At 44.7% G+C, this 22,928-nt stretch carries 15 protein-coding genes; 13 read left to right on the top strand and 2 right to left on the bottom strand.

Annotated features, from left to right (window positions below):
• Nucleotides 1-992: 992 nt before the first annotated feature.
• Nucleotides 993-1,925 (bottom strand): AraC family transcriptional regulator, encoded by a 933-nt coding sequence (locus tag Q1A86_RS05350; protein WP_299803794.1) that lies wholly within the window; start codon nt 1,923-1,925, stop codon nt 993-995.
• Between the two features lie 310 nt (nt 1,926-2,235).
• On the opposite strand from Q1A86_RS05350, the gene Q1A86_RS05345 reads away from it, so the two are divergent.
• The 4 genes from Q1A86_RS05345 (at nt 2,236) to Q1A86_RS05330 (ending at nt 9,105) form a co-directional block, all read left to right on the top strand.
• Nucleotides 2,236-4,131: an Ig-like domain-containing protein gene (locus tag Q1A86_RS05345; RefSeq protein ID WP_299803791.1), complete on the top strand. Its 1,896-nt coding sequence runs from the start codon at nt 2,236-2,238 to the stop codon at nt 4,129-4,131.
• Between the two features lie 1,038 nt (nt 4,132-5,169).
• Complete coding sequence (locus Q1A86_RS05340; RefSeq protein WP_299803789.1) at nt 5,170-6,459, top strand: NCS2 family permease; 1,290 nt, start codon at nt 5,170-5,172, stop codon at nt 6,457-6,459.
• Nucleotides 6,460-6,724: 265 nt separating this feature from the next.
• Nucleotides 6,725-7,843, top strand: coding sequence for a glutamate 5-kinase (proB, locus tag Q1A86_RS05335; RefSeq protein WP_299803787.1), 1,119 nt, complete (start codon nt 6,725-6,727; stop codon nt 7,841-7,843).
• A complete protein-coding gene (locus Q1A86_RS05330; RefSeq protein WP_299803785.1) occupies nt 7,840-9,105 on the top strand; it encodes a glutamate-5-semialdehyde dehydrogenase in 1,266 nt (421 codons plus the stop codon). Before proB ends, Q1A86_RS05330 begins: the two co-directional genes overlap by 4 nt.
• A gap of 732 nt (nt 9,106-9,837) precedes the next feature.
• Here Q1A86_RS05330 and Q1A86_RS05325 read toward each other — a convergent pair.
• Entirely contained in the window at nt 9,838-10,752 is a 915-nt protein-coding gene (locus Q1A86_RS05325; RefSeq protein ID WP_299803782.1) for a DMT family transporter, read from the bottom strand.
• Nucleotides 10,753-11,056: 304 nt separating this feature from the next.
• On the opposite strand from Q1A86_RS05325, the gene dnaK reads away from it, so the two are divergent.
• From dnaK to Q1A86_RS05280, 9 genes are all read left to right on the top strand, one after another.
• Complete coding sequence (dnaK, locus tag Q1A86_RS05320) at nt 11,057-12,973, top strand: molecular chaperone DnaK (RefSeq protein WP_299803779.1); 1,917 nt, start codon at nt 11,057-11,059, stop codon at nt 12,971-12,973.
• 89 nt (nt 12,974-13,062) lie between these two features.
• Nucleotides 13,063-14,193 carry a molecular chaperone DnaJ gene (gene dnaJ / locus Q1A86_RS05315; RefSeq protein ID WP_299803777.1) on the top strand — a complete coding sequence of 377 codons (1,131 nt, stop codon included), beginning with the start codon at nt 13,063-13,065 and terminating at the stop codon, nt 14,191-14,193.
• Between the two features lie 104 nt (nt 14,194-14,297).
• Nucleotides 14,298-15,098: a M48 family metallopeptidase gene (locus Q1A86_RS05310; RefSeq protein ID WP_299803774.1), complete on the top strand. Its 801-nt coding sequence runs from the start codon at nt 14,298-14,300 to the stop codon at nt 15,096-15,098.
• Nucleotides 15,099-15,180: 82 nt separating this feature from the next.
• On the top strand, nt 15,181-15,798 hold the full coding sequence (locus Q1A86_RS05305; protein ID WP_220761611.1) for an FKBP-type peptidyl-prolyl cis-trans isomerase: 618 nt from the start codon (nt 15,181-15,183) through the stop codon (nt 15,796-15,798).
• 63 nt (nt 15,799-15,861) lie between these two features.
• Nucleotides 15,862-16,677 (top strand): 4-hydroxy-tetrahydrodipicolinate reductase, encoded by an 816-nt coding sequence (gene dapB / locus Q1A86_RS05300; protein ID WP_299803767.1) that lies wholly within the window; start codon nt 15,862-15,864, stop codon nt 16,675-16,677.
• A gap of 174 nt (nt 16,678-16,851) precedes the next feature.
• Nucleotides 16,852-18,024, top strand: a complete 1,173-nt coding sequence (gene carA, locus Q1A86_RS05295; RefSeq protein ID WP_220761615.1) for a glutamine-hydrolyzing carbamoyl-phosphate synthase small subunit — start codon at nt 16,852-16,854, stop codon at nt 18,022-18,024.
• A 28-nt stretch (nt 18,025-18,052) separates the two neighbouring features.
• Nucleotides 18,053-21,274 (top strand): carbamoyl-phosphate synthase large subunit, encoded by a 3,222-nt coding sequence (carB, locus tag Q1A86_RS05290; RefSeq protein ID WP_299803763.1) that lies wholly within the window; start codon nt 18,053-18,055, stop codon nt 21,272-21,274.
• A gap of 328 nt (nt 21,275-21,602) precedes the next feature.
• Nucleotides 21,603-22,079, top strand: a complete 477-nt coding sequence (gene greA / locus Q1A86_RS05285) for a transcription elongation factor GreA (RefSeq protein ID WP_299803760.1) — start codon at nt 21,603-21,605, stop codon at nt 22,077-22,079.
• A 181-nt stretch (nt 22,080-22,260) separates the two neighbouring features.
• On the top strand, nt 22,261-22,731 hold the full coding sequence (locus tag Q1A86_RS05280; protein WP_299803758.1) for a hypothetical protein: 471 nt from the start codon (nt 22,261-22,263) through the stop codon (nt 22,729-22,731).
• Nucleotides 22,732-22,928 lie beyond the last annotated feature (197 nt).

The following is a 22,928-nucleotide window of genomic DNA, read 5'->3' as shown; positions in this document are numbered from 1 at the left end:
GATAAAGGTCGTGGCGCTTCGCCCACACCCGAGACTTAAAGCATCAGGCTGCGCCTGACCAAAGTCGTGAGCTTCCTGCTCACACTCGGGCAAAAGGGGACAACAGCTTCCCCCTCTTGGCCATTTCATTTATAAAGAGTCTTCAACGTACTTCGGCAACTCCGATGGGGAATGGGTGTTTCCCGTAAGTGTCGTAACTCAGTTTTGCCCTAAAATTGGTTGGCCTTGGAATGGAGGCTGATTACATTATCTTTGTATCGTTGCGATAGGATAGCCCGTTTGAACTTGTAGCTAAGTAGCTATTAATCGCCTCCAGCGGGGCATGTGCAGACACGGCTGCGAGACGCTGTGAATATGTCCCTATACGCTCTGCGGTTTCATCCCTGAAACCGAAGCCCGCAGCCGTATCTACACGGGATAATTGGTGTACTCACTCGGCTGAGAGGTTTAGTTTCTAACTTGAAAATGCCCCAAAGTGAGTTAACCTTCGAATGAAAGCAGGTTACATTTTTTCTGAGCTGTGGCTACAGGAAGTGTGTTCTGTGTTGTAGCTTCATGGTTATCAATCGCCTGCAGCGGGCTTATGTGCAGACACTGCTGCGAGACGCTGTAAATATGTCCCTATACGCTCTGCGGTTTCATCCCTGAAACCGAAGCCCGCAGCCGTATCTACACGGGATAATTGGTGTACTCACTCGGCTGAGAGGTTTAGTTTCTAACTTGAAAATGCCCCAAAGCAAGCCAGAGCGAGATTGATCATGATTTAAAGCATCTGCATTTTGGCTTATTTTTCCTCATGTCTAGAGCTCAAACTCTGTGGCCAAATTTGCTAACCCAATACAGACTTTGTGCAGCCTATTTAGATTAGATCTTTGAGCAACATTGGCATTATCATCAAGATAATCAATTTAAAAGCATCTATGTGATAAAACCTTTCCATCTCAGTGACGAGTAAGCTCAGATAAAGGTCGAGATAACTTGATGGCTTTGTTTCATAATTGTTCTCTATACGCCTTAGGAGTAAGGTTAACGATATTTTTAAATAGTTTGGTAATGCCACTTTGATCTTTATAACCAAAGTCGGCGGCGGCCTTTTTTAGATTCCAGTTTTCACGTACCAATTGACTTTTGAGGCGTTGGAATTTGATTTTTTGCAGTGCTTGTGTCGCCGGCACCTTGATAGTGTACAGTGTTTTTAGCAGCTGTCTTTCGCTACAACCGAGTATAAATGCAATATTGCTGATTGACAGTTGATCCGGCGGTAGCATATTGGCTGCCGCTGTGATCTGTTGCTGCACTGGTAAGGGGGTGTTGAGCTGCACATGACTAATAAGATTGCTTTCAGATGCATGCTTTTTAATGGTTACAGCGAATGCGTTAGTGTCAAAGTAGACCGTTTCAAACTTGTCCGCGTATTTACCATAAAAACGTTTATCGAAAGGCAGTTCGATATTGATATCTTGGTTTTTTAAGCTCATAAACGGCGACAAGATACTTTTAATGGTGGTGTGCAACATCAGATCACCATATTTCAATATTGCATGATTAGTGAAGCGCGGTGAAATGAGTTTGATTTCAGTATCGGTTTCTAGCAGTTGCAGCTTGGTTGAGCTTAATTTACTTGAATAGATCTTGGCAAAGCTCACCAACATTTCAGCAGGGGTTTTAGCCTGTACACCTAAATTTTTGGCCATGCTGCCTTCATCCCCATGAATATAAGGCTCTAAGTTGTTGTAAAACAGCTTGTCGTCACTGTGTTTTTCCACTGTGTCTAGGGCGGCAAAAATTGTTTGGCCACTGATAAGGTCAGTCGGTTCTAGGGTTTTGAAATGATCAAACTTTGCCGGCATCGCAAACCGAGTGTCGTCACAATAGCTTAACAATTTCTGCGTTGCCGCCGCAGGTCTAACACTATACTTAATCATAGGTATTCACCCTTACTCTAATTCAGACTGAGCCTTCCCCAGACTGTGTTTATGCATATTGAACTCCTTGTGTGGTAACTACCTCTTTATGGAGGTAAGTACCTAGCATTGACGATTATTGTAGCGAGATACTTTTTAGCTTACCGTGTTCGAGTAAGCAAAAAGTTAAATATGTGTGCTTGGCATGTGACGTTAATCACATAAGGTATTGGGGGGACAATTTTGCTAATTGAAGCAATTTTCTGTGTCATTAACCTGTTAATAGAAGGTTTATTCAATAAGCCTATTATAAGACGTAAAGGTGATGAACATGAGAAAATTAAGTGTAGTGTGCTTAGCAATATTACCGATAATGTTCGGTTGTAATAGTGATGATGATACGCCCGTTGAAGTGCCTGAAAACCAGGCGCCTATAGCGATGCCAGATGTTGCCACGGTGACACAAGGCAGTACCGTTGTGATTGACGTATTAGCCAATGATAGCGACCTGGATGGTGATGAGCTAACCGTGGTGTCCGCCAGTGATTTAGAAATAGACAACAACCATGTGGTGTACTATTCAGCCGATGATGACAAAGTGGGTGAGCAAACCTATAGCTATACCATTTCCGATGGCGACCTAGAGGCAAGCTCAACCATTACCATTACCGTTGAAGCCAAAGAACAACCGCCAGAACAAGAGGCTACTTTTGTTACGGCGCAAACCTGTAAGACATGCCATTCTAGCCAATACAATGAGTGGAAAGACACCACCCACGCTGACGATTATCGCAGCTTGTATACTGGTGATGCCGATAAAACCATTGAAGCAATTATTCCTGAGTTAGACTGGGGCACTGAAGCTGACCCGATAACTCATCAAATAAAATATAAAGCCAATAATAGTATTACCACATACAAAGGTGATGACGGTAAATACTATGTGATTTTGCTTGATAAAGTGAATCCTGATAATAGTCAAACTTATCGCATTGACGGTATTTCATCGACGACTTCCAAACAGTTTATCAGTTATGACTACGAGCAAAAGTCTGCCGATCCACAAGATGCCATCGGCCTTACCATGCCATTTGCTTGGGTGAACTATGAAGGCAGAAGCTACTTTAGCGGCTTCTACACCAGTTCAGTGTTTTGGAACGCTGACGGTAGCCTTAAAAAGATGGATGACGTTCATAGTAATGGCGCTATTGTCGCCGACGAGTTACATAAAATGAGCTGGGAAAACCAGTGCATGACTTGTCATACGACAGGCTCTAAGGTGATGGGCTGGGAGGAGAATGACTACTACGGCATGTTGGTGAGCAAAGGCAACATGCACAGTGGTGAAGTGGAAGATGGTATCTCCTGTGAGAAATGCCACAATGCCGGCTCTATTCATGCCACTTCGATGAATGGCGATGATATTACTAACCCAGCTAAGCTGACCTTTGAGCAGAAAAATGACAGCTGTGTGCAGTGCCACCAAATGTCGAAACATCATGATTTAAAACAATACTCGCAGTTATATCAATTTGTATTGGATGATGCAGGCAACCCAACTACTGAGCTTGGTAAGACATTTAAGGTGGGCGATCGCGTACTAGACTTCACTACCTTTGATACCCAAGGTGTATGGCTAGGTACTGATCGGATTAAAGGTCAGAAAAACTCAGTGGTCGAGTACAATGGTTCAAAACATGCTGAAATGCAGGTGGCGTGTAGTGATTGTCACAACCCACACAGCATGGAAGTTAACGCTCCTGCGGACAACCCAGATAAACTATGCCAGAACTGCCATGATAAAGGTGCCGATCATAAAATGCCGATCCACGATATGGTAGGAGCAACCTGTATGGACTGTCACTCAACAGCGATTAGCTCAGTGGCCTTTATGTGGGATAACAACAGCCATGATTTTGAGGTGATAACACCTACTGAATCACTTGCGAACTATGATGCATTAGTGCCATATAGCCGCAATGAAGGTAGCGACCCACAGCAACAAGCTTACTTTGATATGGCTGTGAGCTGGGGACCTGCTTGTCATGCTGATGGCCCATTTGTACCAAATGCATTTGTATGTACCTCTGCTGCGGTACTGCCAAACGCCTGTGCCTCTTGCCATGATAAGGAGATGCCAACGATTGGTGTATTTGATGATGTTGAGCGTGCAAAACTGCTTAAAGGTGAAGAGCGTTATCAACGATTCTTAGACGCGTCTAAGTAGCAAAATCTCACTCTCTCCCAAAAGCCACTACTCAGTAGTGGCTTTTTTGTTTGCCCAGCAAAGCTGATAGAAGTCTGAATCACCCCAACTAAGGGGAAGGTAATACGAATGGCAAGGTCGTTGCTGGCTAACGCCAGAGTCTGAATGAAGCCATAGGAAAGAGACTATGGCGTCAATAGCTGATTTTTGGCGCTATCTTTGTCCTACATTACACAGTCTATTAACATTGAATTTAGTATCACAACCACCTTTCTCACACAGGCAACTATCGTTTAAGGTTTCAAGATACTTTTCCTAATCCGATATAAACGCTTTAGAGTAACGGCTCTAACGCATTTTTGTCCAAAAGCGAGTTAAGAGAGCTTTATAGCTTTAATCAAAACGTAAAAAGCTGCATGTCATATTAGGCTAACAGAAAACACCTATTCCCCATCGAAGTTGCCGAAGTGTGTTGGAATAAATCGCGTGATGCCGACAGGGATGTCGGCGTAGCTTTCGCGGGGCAGGATGCCCCATCGGAAGCGATAGCGATTTATCCATAAGCATGAGGCCCGTATCTAATGCATGTAACTTCGTCTGGGGCGGCAGGGGAGATCCAAGAGGGGGTTGCTGTTGACCCCTTCTTGGCCGAGTGTGAGCTGGAAGTTCACGATCTTTTATCAAACGAAGTTTGATTGCTTCAATTTTTAGACGAAGTTTAACTTTAATAGCTGACATATTAATTGTTATCAACTACAAAACAATCAGATCGCTAAATCTGACTAAAACTGACTTAAGCTAAACTAAGCATCCTCCAGAGTTGGTAAACTCAAAAACAAACATGTGTTTGAAATTACTGGTCTCAGGCGTAAACCCTCCGTATAATCGCTGCGAATGTACATTTTGAACAACTTTTGTACATATCCACATTGATACCTTGTTAACCTAGGCTCACGCTGATTCAAACAATGATTGTTTGCTAACTCGAAAAGTCTTGCTTAGGTTAGCAATGAATACACCCTACAAATCAATATAATAAAAACCAAGGGACTTAGTTCCATGTTAGAAAAACTATTCAAATTAAAACAAAATCAAACAACGCTTAAGCAAGAAGTTATCGCGGGACTCACGACCTTCTTGACTATGGCTTATATTATTTTCGTTAATCCTATGATGCTGGCCGATGCAGGGATGGATCATGGCGCCGTTTTTGTTGCGACTTGCTTAGCAGCCGCCATCGGTTGTTTAGTCATGGGCTTAGTGGCTAACTACCCGATTGCGCTGGCACCAGGTATGGGGCTCAACGCTTTCTTCACTTATACCGTAGTTGGCGAGATGGGTTACTCATGGGAAACTGCCTTAGGTGCTGTATTCCTATCGGGGATCTGTTTCTTAGTTCTGTCTTTAGTGCGTATTCGAGAGTGGATTGTTAATAGCATTCCTATGTCGCTGCGAATCGGTATTGCCGCGGGTATCGGCTTGTTCTTGGCCTTATTAGGCCTTAAAAGTGCCGGAATTGTAGTGAGTAGCCCTGCGACTTTAGTGACTATGGGCGACATCACTTCGTTTCCTGCGGTAATGGCGGCGTTAGGTTTCTTCTTAATTATTGCCATGGTGCACCACGGAATGAAATCCGCCGTGGTTGTCAGCATTCTAGCGATTACATTACTGGGCCTACTGTTTGGCGATGTGCAGTATCAAGGTATTGTTTCTGCGCCGCCATCCATCATGCCGACGTTTATGAAAATGGACCTGTCTGGCGTGCTTGAAGTCAGCATGTTATCTGTGGTCTTTGCTTTTCTTTTCGTGGATCTGTTTGATACCTCGGGTACCTTAGTGGCCGTCGCTCAGCGTGGTGGCTTCTTAGATGATAAAGGCCGTTTACCCCGCTTAAACCGCGCGTTAACAGCCGACAGCACGGCGACTATTGCGGGGGCTATGCTGGGCACATCAACCACGACGAGTTATGTTGAAAGTACCGCTGGCGTCAGTGCGGGGGGGCGTACTGGGTTAACAGCCGTTGTTGTGGGAGTGCTATTTTTAGGAGCATTATTTATCTCGCCATTGGCGGGCATGGTACCTGCGTATGCAACTGCAGGAACGCTATTTTACGTGGCAATCCTTATGATGTCTGGCCTTGTACATGTTGAATGGGAAGATATTACCGAAGCCGCCCCAGTTGTGGTTGTATGCATATTGATGCCGCTGAGCTTCTCGATTGCAACAGGGATCGCGATGGGCTTCATCTCTTATGCGGTGATTAAGTTGATGAGTGGCCGCTATAAAGATTTAAGCCTAGGTGTGGTGATCTTAGCCGCATTGTTTATTGCTAAATTTATCTACGGTTAACTCTGCGCTATCTGTTTTTAGCGTATTGCTTACAGGTGAATTATCGATAAAAAGCCACACTCTGTGTGGCTTTTTTACTGTAGCAAAATCGATATGGCTGTTAATAATTTTGACGTTAAATTTCAACGTTCTGCTAAATTTCCCGCAATTACGACAGGAAACATCTAATTCAGCCATTTTTTTTAGTTTCTTTGTTGGTGCTTACTACCATTTCAAACCTAGATTGGGTATAAGGATTTATTCAATGTAATTTTGTTAGCAAATAATGAACTTAAGTGAGATTGGTTACCGCCGCGTAGTGGTTAAATTGGGAACAAGTGTACTGACATCTGGCAGTTTAAAGTTAGATAAGGCACACATGGTTGAATTAGCAAGACAGATGGCCTGCTTGATGAAAGCGGGTGTCGAAGTCGTATTGTGTACTTCTGGTGCGATAGCCGCAGGTAAAGAGCATTTAGGCTACCCCAAATTACCCGATACCATAGCGAGTAAACAATTACTTGCAGCAGTCGGTCAAAGTCAGTTAATCCTTGCTTGGTCTCAGCTGTTTAGTATCTATGGTTTGCATGTTGGTCAGCTACTGCTAACTCGTGCCGACTTACATGATAGAGAACGTTATTTAAACGCTAGGGACTCACTCAATGCCTTACTTAACAATGGCATTATCCCGATTATTAACGAGAATGACGCCGTAGCAACTGCTGAAATTAAAGTGGGCGACAATGATAATTTGTCTGCACGAGCTGCGCTGCTATGCGATGCGGATTTATTGATTTTATTGACGGATCAGAAAGGCTTGTTCGATGCCGATCCGCGTAAGAATCCAGATGCTAAGTTAATCACAGAAGTGCAGAATATCGATGATAGCTTGCGTATGTTGGCTGGCGGCGCCGTTTCCGGTTTAGGTACGGGCGGCATGGCGACTAAGCTCGAAGCGGCTGATATTGCGCGTCGCGCGGGTATTGAGGTGGTTATTGCCTCGGGTCATCACAAAGATGTGATTCAAAATGTAGTGTGTAAAAAGCCAGTTGGAACCCACTTTACTGCACTTGAACACCCTCTAGAGAGCCGCAAGCAGTGGATCTTAGCCGGCCCGAAAGCTCGTGGTCAGCTCGTTATAGACAGCGGTGCGATTGGCGCGGTCACTGAGAAGGGCAGAAGCTTGCTTTCTAAAGGGATCACTGAGGTCAAAGGGCTATTCCAACGTGGTGATACCATTGAACTGATTGATAGCAAGGGCAAGGTATATGCTAAAGGCATGAGTCGCTATGGTTCTGTTGATGTGACTAAGCTCGCTGGTAAGCACTCTGATAGCATCGAAGAGGTGTTAGGATATGATTATGGTGATGCAGTGGTTCACCGCAACGACATGGTGGTGTTATGAATAACGACGAATATTTAACGGCTTTAGGCCAAAACGCTAAACAGGCGAGTTATGCTTTGGCCACGCTATCGGGTCAGCAAAAGTCAGCGCTACTTCGCTGTATCGCTAATAAACTGACGGCTGCAAAAGATGACATCGTCGCGGCCAATCAGCAAGATGTTGCCGATGCGAAGGCTAATGGCTTATCGGATGCCATGATTGACCGTTTACTTCTCGATGAAACCAGACTGATGGGCGTGATTAGCGACATCGATAACGTGATTGGGTTGACCGATCCCGTTGGCAGTGAAATCGATAGCCGCTTACTCGATAACGGTTTACGCTTATCGCGCCGTCGTGTGCCTTTAGGTGTCATCGGGGTTATTTATGAAGCGCGTCCAAATGTGACCGTCGATATCGCTGTATTAGCACTAAAAACCGGTAATGCGGTTATTCTACGCGGCGGTAAAGAAACGCTGTCATCAAACAAAGCACTCTGTAAGGTGATCCGCTCTGCTATGTTAGAGCAAGGTTTATCTGAAGATTGCGTACAGTTGATTGATAACCCAGACAGAGCCTTAGTCTCCGGCCTGCTTAAACTCGATAAGTACGTCGATATGATCGTGCCTCGTGGTGGGCAAAACTTACAGCGTTTATGTGCAGAGCAAGCCACCATTCCGGTTATTTTAGGTGGTATTGGTATTTGTCATATCTATGTAGATGCTGCGGCCAATCTTGAGAAAGCGGTTGCTGTGATTGAAAACGCGAAAGTGCAACGCCCAACTGTGTGTAATGCGCTTGATACCGTGCTTATTCATGCCTGCCATGCTAAAGCTTTCATCCCTGTCTTGGCTAAACACCTTAGTGGTTTAGGCGTAAAGTTTTATGGCTGTGAGCAGACGCAAGTCATTCTAGGCAGTGAGGGGATTGAGGTTAACGCGGCTAATGAAGAAACCTTTGCTACTGAGTGGCTGTCGCTGACATTGGGGATCAAGGTTGTTGCTGATCTCGACAGCGCTGTTGAGCATATCCGAACTTTCTCAAGCGGTCATTCAGAGTCGATTCTGACCGACAATATTCATACTGCCAGTGAGTTTATGAATGCGGTTGATTCAGCCGCCGTTTATGTGAACGCAAGTACCCGCTTCACCGATGGCGGTGAGTTTGGGCTAGGTGCTGAAGTGGCTGTGAGTACCCAAAAATTGCATGCTCGTGGACCTATGGGTCTAGAAGCACTAACCACCTATAAGTGGTTAGCCTGGGGAGATTACACCGTTCGCTAATGGCTTTAACAGCCTACATAATAAAGCCGCCTTGAGCGGCTTTTTTTATGGGCAGAGCTGGTTCGAATAGGGTTGGTACTAATGCACTAATGCATGAAAGCATAAGCAAGCCTGGCTAAAGGTGGACAAGCTTAGTATGTGATGATCTGGTGGACGTATAACACCAAATAAGTGATGGTCATCAAAGCTGTATAGATCCTAAAGGGTTTGAGAATGTCTCGCATATGAAAGAAGTGCCGATATCGGTTCTCACGGGTAAAGTAGAGTGTGGGAATTAAAAAGAAGCAGTAAAGAAAAGCAAAATACCAAGAATAAGATCGCTCCTGCTGCAATTCATTTAATAGCATCGCGACGGCTATTAACATAGAACTTAACCTGATAAATCCAGTTACTTTAGGTTGTCTAAAAAATTTAAGTGCATCCATATATTTGTAATACATAACTAATATCCGTTTTGTTACGCAGTTGTTACTTTATACCTATGCCTAGCCCTATTTACAATTGGCTTTACAAAAAAGTAGTGATTATTCTAAAAAAGCGAGCATTCAAGCCGCTTAGGCACCTTTAAATAAGATTTTTGATTACAAGGGAGAAAACCTTGTTACCCAGACCTTATCATTATGTCTTACTTGATGAGCCTTCACTGAAGTCTAGCCCAATATTTTTTTATAAGACAAAAAAGCCGAACACTAGGTTCGGCTTCATACTTTCTACTTATTCAGTCTATGACACTTAAGCTGAAATACGTTTTCTTGTACGCCATTGGCCGACTTTAGGCAATATTTGCTGTAGTACCAATGCGAATATAATTAGCCCGAGCCCTATGTATGTCGATTTTTCGATGCTCTCTTGTAAGATCCAAGCGATAAAGCCTATCGACATCACAGGGGTAATAAATACTAGCGTGCTGATACTGGCTGTGCGTTCAGCCTTCTTTAAGGCTACAAGCCAAAGTACAAAAGTCACACCCATTTCAAATAATCCAACATAGACGCCGGCAAACAGTGCCTTCATATCTAAACTAGGTAGCGACTGGGTCATCATGAGTGCGACTAGGATAAAAGGTAGCCCTACTAAAAAGCTAAGCAGTAGGCTAACTACGGGATCGCCCTTATCTTTGGTATTAACGATCCAGTAGAGTGACCACAGCACTGTGCTAGTTAGTGCTAAAGCAACACCTGCCATGCTCTCGAATTGAAAGTTGGTTATATTGCCTTTAGTCGCAATAAAGAACACCCCACAGTAGGCTACCAATGCCGCGGTAATATCACTCTTTCTCAATTTCTGACCAAGTAAAGGTACCGATAACAAGGGCAACAAAATGGCCCAAGTATAATTAAGCGACAGTGCTTGCTGAGCCGGCAACAGATCGTAAGCTTTAAATAACACTAAGTAGTATAAAAAGGGATTCAATAATCCCGTTTGAAGATAGAACAAGGGCCTTTGAAGAAATTGCTGTTTGATCAGTGGCAACTTTCTCTGGGCGATAAGGATAGCGCCTAAAGCAAATATTGATGTTGTGACGGCAACGAACACCAATTGCAACGGGGTATAGTGTGCCAATGCTAACTTAAACGCTGTCGCGACGGTCGACCATAAGAAAATGGCACCGATACCAAACAGATATGCTTGATGGGATGATTTCATTTACTACTCTACAAAATGAGATGAAAACTAAGCGCACATTGATTGCTGACGAATCAAGTTAATACGCTACCTCTTAGATTGTATCCATTATACGTTTTGGCTCGATTTGCGAACGAGTCACAGATCAAATTAATGCATTCTTAAGATAATTTTTAATTTATCCCTTGTATTCACTCTAAACGTCCCAATATAGGGGTTAAGAGACGATTTGGGATGAAAAAAAAGACTTGAAAAGTATTCGGTCTGTCCCCATTTCAATAACCAGATAACAAATTTAGTTTTTAAAAGTTTTTCGGAGGACTCCATGGGTAGAATTATTGGTATCGATTTAGGCACAACTAACTCTTGTGTTGCAGTATTAGATGGCGACAAAGCGCGCGTATTGGAGAATGCTGAAGGCGATCGTACTACACCCTCAATCATCGCATACACTGCTGATGAAACTTTAGTTGGCCAGTCTGCAAAGCGTCAGGCTGTAACAAACCCAACTAACACAGTATTTGCTATTAAGCGTCTTATTGGTCGTCGTTTTAAAGATGACGAAGTTCAACGTGACGTTGATATCATGCCATTCAAAATCATCGGCGCTGACAACGGCGACGCATGGGTTGAAGCGCAAGGCAAGAAAATGGCTCCACCACAAATCTCTGCTGAAATCTTGAAGAAGATGAAGAAGACTGCAGAAGATTTCCTAGGTGAAGAAGTAACTGAAGCGGTTATTACTGTTCCTGCTTACTTTAACGATTCACAACGTCAAGCAACTAAAGATGCGGGTCGCATCGCGGGTCTTGAAGTTAAGCGTATTATCAACGAACCAACTGCTGCAGCACTTGCTTACGGTATCGATAAGAAGCAAGGCGACAACATCGTTGCTGTATACGACTTAGGTGGTGGTACATTCGATATCTCTATCATCGAAATCGACAGCGTTGATGGCGAGCAAACGTTTGAAGTACTTGCGACTAACGGTGACACTCACTTAGGTGGTGAAGACTTTGATAACCGTATGATTAAGTATCTTGCTGACGAGTTCAAAAAAGAGCAAGGTCTTGACCTACGTAACGATCCACTAGCGATGCAGCGTCTAAAAGAAGCGGCTGAAAAAGCGAAGATCGAACTATCAAGCACAACTCAAACTGAAGTTAATCTGCCATACATCACTGCCGATGCAACAGGTCCTAAGCACTTAGTGGTTAAAATCACTCGTGCAAAACTTGAGTCACTAGTTGAAGACTTAATCAAGCGTTCTTTAGAGCCTCTAAAAGTGGCTCTAGCCGATGCTGACCTATCTGTTTCAGATATCAACGAGGTTATCCTTGTTGGTGGTCAGACTCGTATGCCTAAAGTTCGTGAAGAAGTATCTGCATTCTTTGGCAAAGAACTACGTCAAGACGTTAACCCAGACGAAGCGGTTGCTATCGGTGCTGCAGTTCAAGCGGGCGTTCTATCTGGCGACGTTAAAGACGTATTGCTACTAGACGTTACTCCACTGTCTCTAGGTATTGAGACTATGGGTAGCGTAATGACTAAGCTTATCGAGAAGAACACCACTATCCCGACTAAAGCTTCACAAACTTTCTCGACTGCTGACGACAACCAAAGTGCTGTAACAATTCACGTACTTCAAGGTGAGCGTAAGCAATCAAGCGGTAACAAGTCTCTAGGTCAATTCAACCTAGAAGGTATTGAAGCTGCTCCACGTGGCATGCCACAAATTGAAGTTGCTTTCGACATCGATGCTGACGGTATCTTGCATGTATCTGCTACAGACAAGAAGACGGGTAAAGCACAAAACATCACTATCAAAGCCTCTTCAGGTCTAAGTGATGAAGAAGTTGAAGCTATGGTTCGCGATGCTGAAGCACACGCTGACGAAGATGCTAAGTTTGAAGAGCTAGTTCAAGCGCGTAACCAAGCTGATGGCATGGTTCACGGCACTAAGAAGCAGATTGAAGAAGCGGGCGAAGCACTACCAGCTGACGAGAAAGAGAAGATTGAAGCTGCAATGGCTAACGTTGAAACTGCTGTTAAAGGCAATGACAAAGAAGCGATTGAAAAATCTACTCAAGAGCTAATGGAAGCGTCTGCTAAGCTAATGGAAATCGCTCAAGCTAAAGCGCAAGCACAGCAAGGTCAACCAGAAGGCGAAGCGAAAGCGGCTAAGCCTGAAGATGACGTAGTTGACGCTGAGTTTGAAGAAGTTAAAGACGACAAAAAATAATGACGGGTAACTCCTAAATTATTGTAGCGGGCGTTATGAGGAAACTCTAACGCCCGTTTGTGCAACTTTAGCTAAAGAAATTAAACATTATGTCAAAGCGCGATTATTACGAAGTATTAGGTGTCGGACGTGACGCCAGCGAACGCGAAATTAAGAAAGCTTATAAGCGTTTAGCAATGAAATTCCACCCTGACCGCAATCCGGGTGACAAAGCGGCTGAGGCCAGCTTTAAAGAAGCAAAAGAAGCCTACGAAATTCTAACCGACGGCGATAAGAAAGCGGCTTATGATCAATTTGGTCATGCAGGTGTCGATCCAAATCGTGGCGGTGGTGGTTTCGGTGGCGGCGCCGATTTCGGCGACGTATTTGGCGATGTATTTGGTGACATCTTCGGTGGTGGACGCCGTGGTGGTCAGCGTCAAGCGGCGCGCGGCAGCGACTTGCGTTACAACCTGGAGCTGTCTCTAGAAGAAGCGGTTCGCGGTTTAACTAAAGAATTGCGTATTCCAACACTCGCAGCCTGTGATTCATGTGATGGTAGCGGCGCTAAGAAAGGCTCTTCGCCAACCACTTGTGGTACCTGTCATGGTCAAGGCCAAGTACAGATGCGTCAAGGTTTCTTCGCCGTGCAGCAGGCTTGTCCTACCTGTCATGGCCGCGGCAAGATCATTAAAGATCCTTGTAACAAGTGTCATGGTGAAGGTCGCGTTGAAAAGAGCAAGACCCTATCTGTTAAGATCCCAGCAGGTGTCGATACCGGCGATCGCATTCGACTATCAGGCGAAGGTGAAGCGGGCGAGTACGGTGCACCTCCAGGTGATCTATATGTACAGGTGAGCGTGCGCGAGCATGCAATCTTCCAGCGTGATGGTAACAACCTTTATTGTGAAGTGCCTATCTCGTTCAGCAAGGCAGCCCTTGGCGGCGAGATTGAAGTGCCAACACTTGATGGCAAAGTTAACCTTAAGATCCCTGCAGAAACGCAAACTGGTCGTATGTTCCGTATGCGCGGCAAAGGCGTTAAGTCAGTTCGTAGCCATGCTGTCGGTGACTTGCTATGTAAGGTTGTGATGGAAACGCCAGTCAACCTTAACGAGCGTCAAAAAGAGTTACTTCGTGAATTTGAAGACACTTTAACGGGTCAGTCAAAGAAGCATAGCCCAAAGGCTGAAGGTTTCTTCGATGGTGTTAAGAAGTTTTTTCAAGATCTGAATAGCTAGAACTGAATTTATTCAGTATATAATTTAAGCCTCGCAATCGCGGGGCTTTTTATTATCTGAAACTAGACAAAAGTAGAAAATATAAAAATAGAGGCTAGCAATATATGAAAGCAATACTGTTACTGCTGAGCGCTACGTTGTTTTTAACGGGTTGCGCAACCACTCAATCACCAACAGGACGCGGACAAACCTTACTGTTTTCTAATCAAGAGATGTCGCAGCTTGGCGATGAGTCATTTTCGCAAATAAAGCAGCAAGAGAAAGTGAGCCAAGATAAGGCGCTAAACACTTATGTTAAATGCGTCGCCAATCGAATCACTCAAGCATTACCGGATCAAAGCTTACCTTGGGAAGTGGTGGTGTTTGAGTCTGATCAAGTCAATGCGTTTGCATTACCTGGTGGACATATAGGGGTATATACCGGCTTGCTTGATGTGGCAGTTAACCAAGATCAACTTGCCACAGTCATAGGTCATGAAGTGGCGCATGTACTTGCTAACCACAGTAATGAGCAAGTATCACGGGCACAAATGACCGGCGCGGGTATGCAGCTCGCCGATTTAGCCTTAGGTGCTGGCGGTATCGCCGACAAAGAATTGTACATGGCAGCTTTGGGGTTAGGGGTACAGGTGGGTTACATCTTACCTTATGGTCGTAGTCAGGAGTCGGAAGCCGACGTTATCGGTGTGGAGCTGATGGCAAAAGCGGGGTTTGATCCCGCGGCGAGTGTTGAGCTTTGGCAAAATATGTCAAAAGTGGGTGGAGAGCAGGGGCCAGAGCTGCTTTCGACTCACCCGTCACATGGACAGCGCATCGCACAATTGCAGAAAATGCAGGCGAAAGCGCAGCCTTTATATCAAGCTAATAAATCCAGCGTGAAAAATACTTGTCAAAGACCAGAATAGCGACAGTTTTTAGGGCAATATCACAGAAATTATGATAAAGTTCGGCGCGAAAATTCATTGAATCATTGAGAGTACAATCATTATGTCTGATAAGTTCAGTACAATTGAAGGTCAAGCAAGCTACGGTGTTGGTCGTCAACTAGGTGAGCAACTAGCCGCTAACTCGTTTGAAGGTATCGATATTTCTGCTGTTCAATTGGGTCTATCTGACGCTTTCGAAGGTAAAGAAAGTGTTGTATCTATGCAAGATATGCAAATTGCATTCACTGAAATCAGCCAGCGTATCCAGAAAGTTCAAGAAGCTGCTGCAGCTGCTGCATCTGAAGAAGGTGATAAGTACCTTGCAGACAACGGCGCACGTGAAGGCGTTGTAACTTTGGATTCAGGTCTACAATACGAAATCATTACCGAAGGTAATGGTGACAAGCCTGGTTACGACTCTACAGTACGTACTCACTATCACGGTACTTTCATCTCTGGTGATGTATTTGATAGCTCAGTAGCTCGTGGTGAGCCAGCTGAATTCCCAGTTTCTGGCGTTATCGCTGGCTGGACTGAAGCACTACAACTTATGCCTACAGGTTCTAAGTGGAGACTGTTTGTACCACAGCACCTAGCATACGGTGAGCGCGGCGCAGGTGCTGCGATCCCACCATACTCAACTTTAGTATTTGAAGTTGAATTATTAGATATTCTCTAATAAAGACAATAAGCCTAAGTTAATACTTAGGCTTTTTTTTGACATTTGCAGGGAGAAACTGAGATGACTGAACGAGTAAGAGTGGCAATCACCGGCGGCAGTGGTCGTATGGGACGTACTCTTATTGAAGCGGCCAAGCAAAATGAAGTTATTTTGTTAGGCGCAGCGATTGAGCGTGCTGGATCGACCCTAATGGGCGTCGATGCGGGCGAACTTGCTGGTGTTGGTGCTATGAATGTTGCTATCACCGACTCACTCGATAAAGCGGTAGATGATTTTGATGTGCTTATCGACTTTACCTCGCCAGAAGCTTCTGTAGTCCATACAGACTGGTGTGCGAGAAACGGCAAAGCAATCGTTATCGGTACTACCGGGTTCAATCATGCTCAAAAAGAGCAAATCTCAGCCTATGCTGATCAGATCCCTATTGTAATGGCGCCGAATATGGCTGTTGGCGTTAACCTAATGTGGAAGCTGCTTGAAGTGGCTGCCGAGGTGATGGGTCATTACAGTGATATTGAGATCATTGAAGGTCACCATAGATATAAGAAAGATGCCCCCTCAGGAACAGCACTTAAGATGGGCGAAGTCATTGCCGAAACCTTAGGGCGTGATCTTGAGAAGTGCGCAGTTTATGGCCGTGAAGGCATTACCGGTGAACGTGACAGAGGAACCATAGGTTTCGCGACAGTTCGTGCTGGTGACATCGTTGGTGAACACACTGCGTTATTTGCCGATATCGGTGAGCGTTTAGAGATCACCCATAAAGCGTCTAGCCGTATGACCTTTGCCAATGGCGCAATGCGCGCAGCAACTTGGTTGGTTGAGCAAGATGCAGGGCTCTACGATATGCAGCAAGTTTTAGGCTTGAAAGCATAACTATTTAAAACCGCTATTAGCGGTTTTTTTTTGCTAAAAAATTTTTTTGACAAATTCCTTATCTGTACTATGGACAGGTTTGAATTTTACATATAAAATCGGCGGAATTTGTCAAAATTTTGCATTTTAGCGAAAGTTGGTATCTTAAAAACATATAAAAAACAATTAATTTCAATGATTTGGCTCTTTCCGGAGGTCGCGTTGACAAAGTCTGCCTTACTCGTACTTGAAGATGGAACAATTTTTTCTGGCACTGCAATTGGTGCTGAAGGGATGTCTGTTGGTGAAGTAGTATTTAACACTTCAATGACTGGTTACCAAGAAATTTTGACTGATCCATCATATTCACGTCAAATGGTCACCCTCACTTATCCACATATTGGTAATACTGGTACCAATGAAGAAGATACAGAATCTGATTCTGTTCATGCTTGTGGCCTTATCATTCGAGACTTGCCATTAGTCGCAAGTAACTTTCGAAATCAGCAATCTTTAAGCGATTATTTGATCGCTAACAACGTTGTTGGTATTGCTGATATCGATACTCGTAAATTAACTCGTATCCTACGCGAAAAAGGTGCCCAAGCCGGTTGCATCATGGTTGGTGATTTAGATGAAGCTAAAGCGCTAGCTGCAGCTAAAGCCTTCCCTGGTCTTAAAGGCATGGATTTAGCTAAAGAAGTCACCACAAACGAAACATACTCATGGCGCAGCGGTAGCTGGCGTTTAGTTGGCGGTTTGCCATCTGACACTCCTGAAGCTGAACTTAAGTATAAAGTGGTTGCTTACGACTATGGTGTTAAGCGCAACATCCTACGTATGTTAGTTGACCGCGGTTGTGACGTAACAGTTGTTCCTGCTCAAACTCCTGCTAGCGAAGTGCTAGCGATGAATCCTGATGGGGTTTTCCTATCAAACGGTCCTGGCGACCCAGAGCCATGTGATTATGCGATTGCTGCGATTCAAGAGATCTTAAAAACTGATATTCCAGTTTTTGGTATCTGTTTAGGTCACCAGTTACTCGCGCTAGCTTCAGGTGCTAAAACACTGAAAATGAAGTTTGGTCACCATGGTGCTAACCACCCAGTGAGCAATATCGAGCAAGGTAATGTGATGATCACCAGCCAAAACCACGGTTTTGCCGCTGATGAAGCAACACTGCCAGCCAACATTAAGGTGACGCATAAGTCACTGTTTGATGGCTCTTTGCAAGGTATTCACCTAACTGATAAGCCTGCATTTAGTTTCCAAGGCCACCCAGAGGCGAGCCCTGGACCACACGATGCAGCACCGTTATTCAATCACTTCATTGATTTGATTGAGTTGTACCGTAAAAACGCCAAGTAGTAAATTCATCCGGGAGAAGATTTAAGCAATGCCAAAACGTACAGATATAAAGAGTATTCTTATCCTAGGTGCTGGACCAATCGTAATTGGTCAAGCCTGTGAGTTTGACTACTCAGGCGCCCAAGCCTGTAAAGCCCTACGCGAAGAAGGCTACCGAGTTATTCTAGTTAACTCTAACCCTGCAACGATTATGACTGACCCAGAGATGGCCGATGCGACATACATCGAACCGATTCACTGGGAAGTGGTACGTAACATTATTGCTAAAGAGCGTCCTGACGCAATTTTGCCAACAATGGGCGGCCAGACTGCACTTAACTGTGCCCTAGAGCTTGAAAGCCGCGGCGTACTAAAAGAGTTTAATGTTGATATGATTGGCGCAACAGCCGATGCAATCGACAAAGCGGAAGACCGCAGCCGTTTTGATAAGGCAATGAAGTCGATTGGCCTTGAGTGTCCGCGTGCAGGTATCGCACATACAATGGAAGAAGCTTACGGTGTATTAGACCAAGTTGGCTTCCCATGTATTATTCGTCCGTCTTTCACCATGGGTGGCAGCGGCGGTGGTATCGCTTATAACAAAGAAGAGTTTGAGGATATCTGTTCTCAAGGTCTAGAGTTATCGCCAACTAACGAACTGCTTATCGACGAATCTTTGATTGGTTGGAAAGAGTACGAGATGGAAGTGGTCCGTGACCGCAACGATAACTGTATTATTGTTTGTTCTATCGAAAACTTCGACCCAATGGGCGTGCACACCGGTGACTCAATCACTGTTGCGCCAGCGCAAACATTGACAGACAAAGAATACCAATTGATGCGTAATGCATCGCTAGCAGTGCTACGTGAAATTGGTGTTGAAACCGGTGGTTCAAACGTTCAGTTTGGTATCAATCCGAAGGATGGCCGTATGGTTATCATCGAGATGAACCCACGTGTATCACGCTCATCTGCATTAGCATCTAAAGCGACAGGTTTCCCGATTGCTAAGATCGCAGCTAAGCTAGCGGTTGGTTTCACTCTTGATGAACTAAGCAATGACATTACTGGCGGCGCAACACCTGCGTCATTTGAACCAGCAATCGATTACGTGGTAACTAAGGTTCCTCGCTTTAACTTCGAGAAGTTTGCTGGTGCAAACGATCGTCTAACCACACAGATGAAGTCTGTGGGTGAAGTAATGGCAATTGGTCGTACGTTCCAAGAGTCATTGCAAAAAGCCCTTCGTGGTCTTGAAGTAGGCAAGAATGGTTTATGCCCACACATCGACCTAGCTGATAGCGAAGCGCTAACTCGTATTCGTCATGAGCTGAAAGAGCCAGGTGCTGACCGTATTTGGTACATTGCTGATGCATTCCGCGCTGGTCTTTCTGTTGAAGATATCTTTGGTCTAACTAACATCGACCCTTGGTTCCTTGTTCAGCTTGAAGATCTATTAAAGTCTGAAGCAGAAGTGGCTGAGAATGGCCTTGCAGGTCTAAATGAACACACATTACGTCAACTAAAGCGCAAAGGTTTTGCAGATTCGCGTCTAGCAGCACTTGCTGGTGTAAGCGAAACTGAAGTACGTAAGCTACGTACTCGTTTCGAAATCCACCCAGTTTACAAGCGTGTTGATACCTGTGCGGCTGAATTCTCAACTGATACGGCTTACATGTACTCTACTTATGAAGAAGAGTGTGAAGCCAACCCGTCTAACCGTGACAAAATCATGGTACTAGGTGGCGGTCCAAACCGTATTGGTCAAGGTATTGAGTTTGATTACTGTTGTGTGCACGCGGCGTTAGCGCTACGTGAAGACGGCTATGAAACCATCATGGTTAACTGTAACCCTGAAACGGTTTCTACCGACTACGACACATCAGATCGTTTGTACTTCGAGTCAGTGACATTTGAAGATGTGCTTGAAATCGTGCGTATCGAGAAGCCAAAAGGCGTTATCGTGCAGTACGGTGGTCAAACACCACTTAAACTAGCACGTGACCTTGAAGCTGCTGGTGTACCGATTATTGGTACGAGCCCAGATGCAATCGACCGCGCGGAAGACCGTGAGCGTTTCCAGCAAGCGATTGAACGTTTAGGCATGAAGCAGCCAGAAAACGATACAGTAACCACTGTTGAAGGCGCTGTTATTTCTGCAGAGCGTATCGGTTATCCGCTAGTGGTTCGTCCATCTTATGTACTAGGTGGCCGGGCGATGGAAATCGTATACGACGAGCAAGACTTACGTCGCTACTTTAATGAAGCGGTAAGTGTGTCTAACGCGTCTCCAGTACTACTTGATTGCTTCTTAGATAACGCAATTGAAATCGACATCGATGCAGTATGCGATGGCGAAACCGTTGTGATTGGCTCAATCATGGAGCATATCGAGCAAGCGGGTGTTCACTCTGGTGATTCTGGTTGTTCACTGCCTCCATATAGCTTAAGCCAAGACATTCAAGACCGCATGCGTGAGCAAGTGGGTAAACTTGCAATGGAACTTGGCGTAATTGGCCTAATGAACGTGCAGTTTGCGGTGAAGGATAACGAGATCTACATGATTGAAGTTAACCCTCGTGCAGCGCGTACCGTGCCATTTGTATCGAAAGCAACAGGCGTTCCATTAGCTAAGATTGCTGCGCGTGTGATGGCAGGTCAAAGCCTTAAATCACAGAACTTCACCAAGGAAGTTATTCCACCATTCTTCTCTGTAAAAGAAGTGGTCTTGCCGTTTAACAAGTTCCCAGGTGTTGATCCACTACTCGGCCCTGAGATGCGCTCAACGGGTGAAGTGATGGGTGTGGGTGACACGTTTGCTGAAGCGTATGCTAAAGCACAGCTTGGTGCGACATCTGAAGTACCTAAGTCTGGCCGTGCATTACTATCTGTACGTAACAGCGATAAAGCACGCGTAGCTGATTTAGCAGCGCAGCTAATTGCACTAGGTTATGAAATCGATGCAACCCATGGCACCGCGGTTATCTTAGGCGAAGCGGGTATTAACCCACGTCTAGTGAACAAGGTACATGAAGGCCGTCCTCATATTCTTGACCGTATCAAGAACGGTGAGTACACCTACATCGTTAACACGACTGAAGGTCGTAAGGCGATTGAAGATTCACGTCAGCTACGTCGTGGTGCACTGCGTTACAAGGTGAACTACACAACGACTTTGAATGCTGCATTTGCAACTTGTATGGCTCATTCAGCGGATGACCGCTCAAATGTGACGTCAGTACAAGAGCTGCACAAGCGCATTACTAAGTAAGTTAAGCGAAGCTTGAATAAAAAGGCCGCTAATAGCGGCCTTTTTTATTGTTTAACGGTAATCGCTGCGATAGAGCAGACATTAAATAAATATTTATGCTGCTTTGCTAGCAACTCTGTAGAAGGTTGAGTAAGCTCTACTGTCTTGTATCGCCATTTGAATCAAATACTGTATGACTAGCTTGAGTGCTAGTTCGCGTGCAAGTACAGATTAAGGTGCATCGATTGCCCTCTACGTTTACAATAACGTAATTCCACCAGATTTTACCTTCTCAACTTTTAATGTTGAGTAAGGCCTGCTTTTGTTTTAAAGGAGACGAAAGAAGCTTATGAGTACGGTTCCAATGACCATTGTCGGTGCTGCACAGCTGCGCAAAGAATTAGATCACCTTAAATTTGAGCGTCGTCCAAAGATTGCAGAAGCAATTGGCGAAGCGCGCGAATTAGGCGACTTAAAAGAAAATGCTGAATATCACGCTGCCCGTGAAGAGCAAGGTTTATGCGAAGCGCGCGTGCGAGATATTGAAGGTAAGCTATCTCACGCACAAATCATCGATGTGACCACTATGGCTAACAATGGCCGTGTAATCTTCGGTTCTACTGTTACCATTTTAAATGTTGATACAGAAGAAGAAGTGACGTATCGCATTGTGGGTGAAGATGAAGCTAACATTAGAGAAAACCTGCTGTCAGTGAGCTCACCAATTGCCCGTGGCTTAATTGGTAAGAACTTAGATGACGAGATCTCAATCGTAACGCCGGGTGGCACTAACGATTTTGAAGTCATCAAAGTTGAATATATCTAGCCTTAACCTGAGATTAAGGTTAGAGAGTTGAATAAAGCCGCTTTTTTGCGGCTTTATTATTTGTGGCACACCTTTGCTAGTTAAAAGGTTTGTGTCTGCGCGATACACTGTTTAGTATGTATGTCACAAACGAGAGATATTAGGAAGTTAAGTGCAATTATTGGTACGGTTTGGATTCATTTTGTTATTCATAGGAGGATTACTTCTCACGCCTATGTGTGCAAATGCGTCTGAGCAAAACCAGACTCATGTCGATACATGGGGAGTTACGCACGTTAATGATCAGCAGCAAAGCAGAGTGTTGGCAGTGGCGGACATATTGCCAGTGTTAAACACTTCTGATGTCAATTCGGTCGCGCTAAAAGATAATCATGCCCAGAAGAAGCAAAGTCATGATTCCGAGTATGCCCCTTTAGTTTCTCAACGTTTTGTCAGTTTCTCTCAGCATGACCTGCAACAAACACGTCCCGATTATCTTCTCGTATTTGAATTTGTTTCTCCAGCGGTGCCCTCTTTAACCGTTGGCTATCGTATGGATTTTGTGCCGGCCCTTGATTGGTTGCTGCATATCAAAAGCCCCTCCCATAGACTCTGTGCATGGAAAGAGTCCAACCTTCTGTATCGTTTTTCTCAAGCTCGCTCATTTAGCTAAGTTCCATAAGCCTGTTTTGGCTTACCTATCGAGAGACCCTTTACCTGTTTAGGAAGTTTATGCTTCACGCTTCGTCGTGTGTTTACCTTCTCTAATTCCCTCAATACTCCGTTTTGGGGGAGGACAAGTAACGGATCGTCATACCGCTCAAGCCTCTATTCTAGATGGCTCTATAGCTGTTGCTGCGCTCGATAGCA

Source organism: uncultured Shewanella sp., from assembly GCF_947497935.1.
Taxonomy (GTDB): domain Bacteria; phylum Pseudomonadota; class Gammaproteobacteria; order Enterobacterales; family Shewanellaceae; genus Shewanella.
This window is presented reverse-complemented; position numbering and strand designations above follow the sequence as displayed.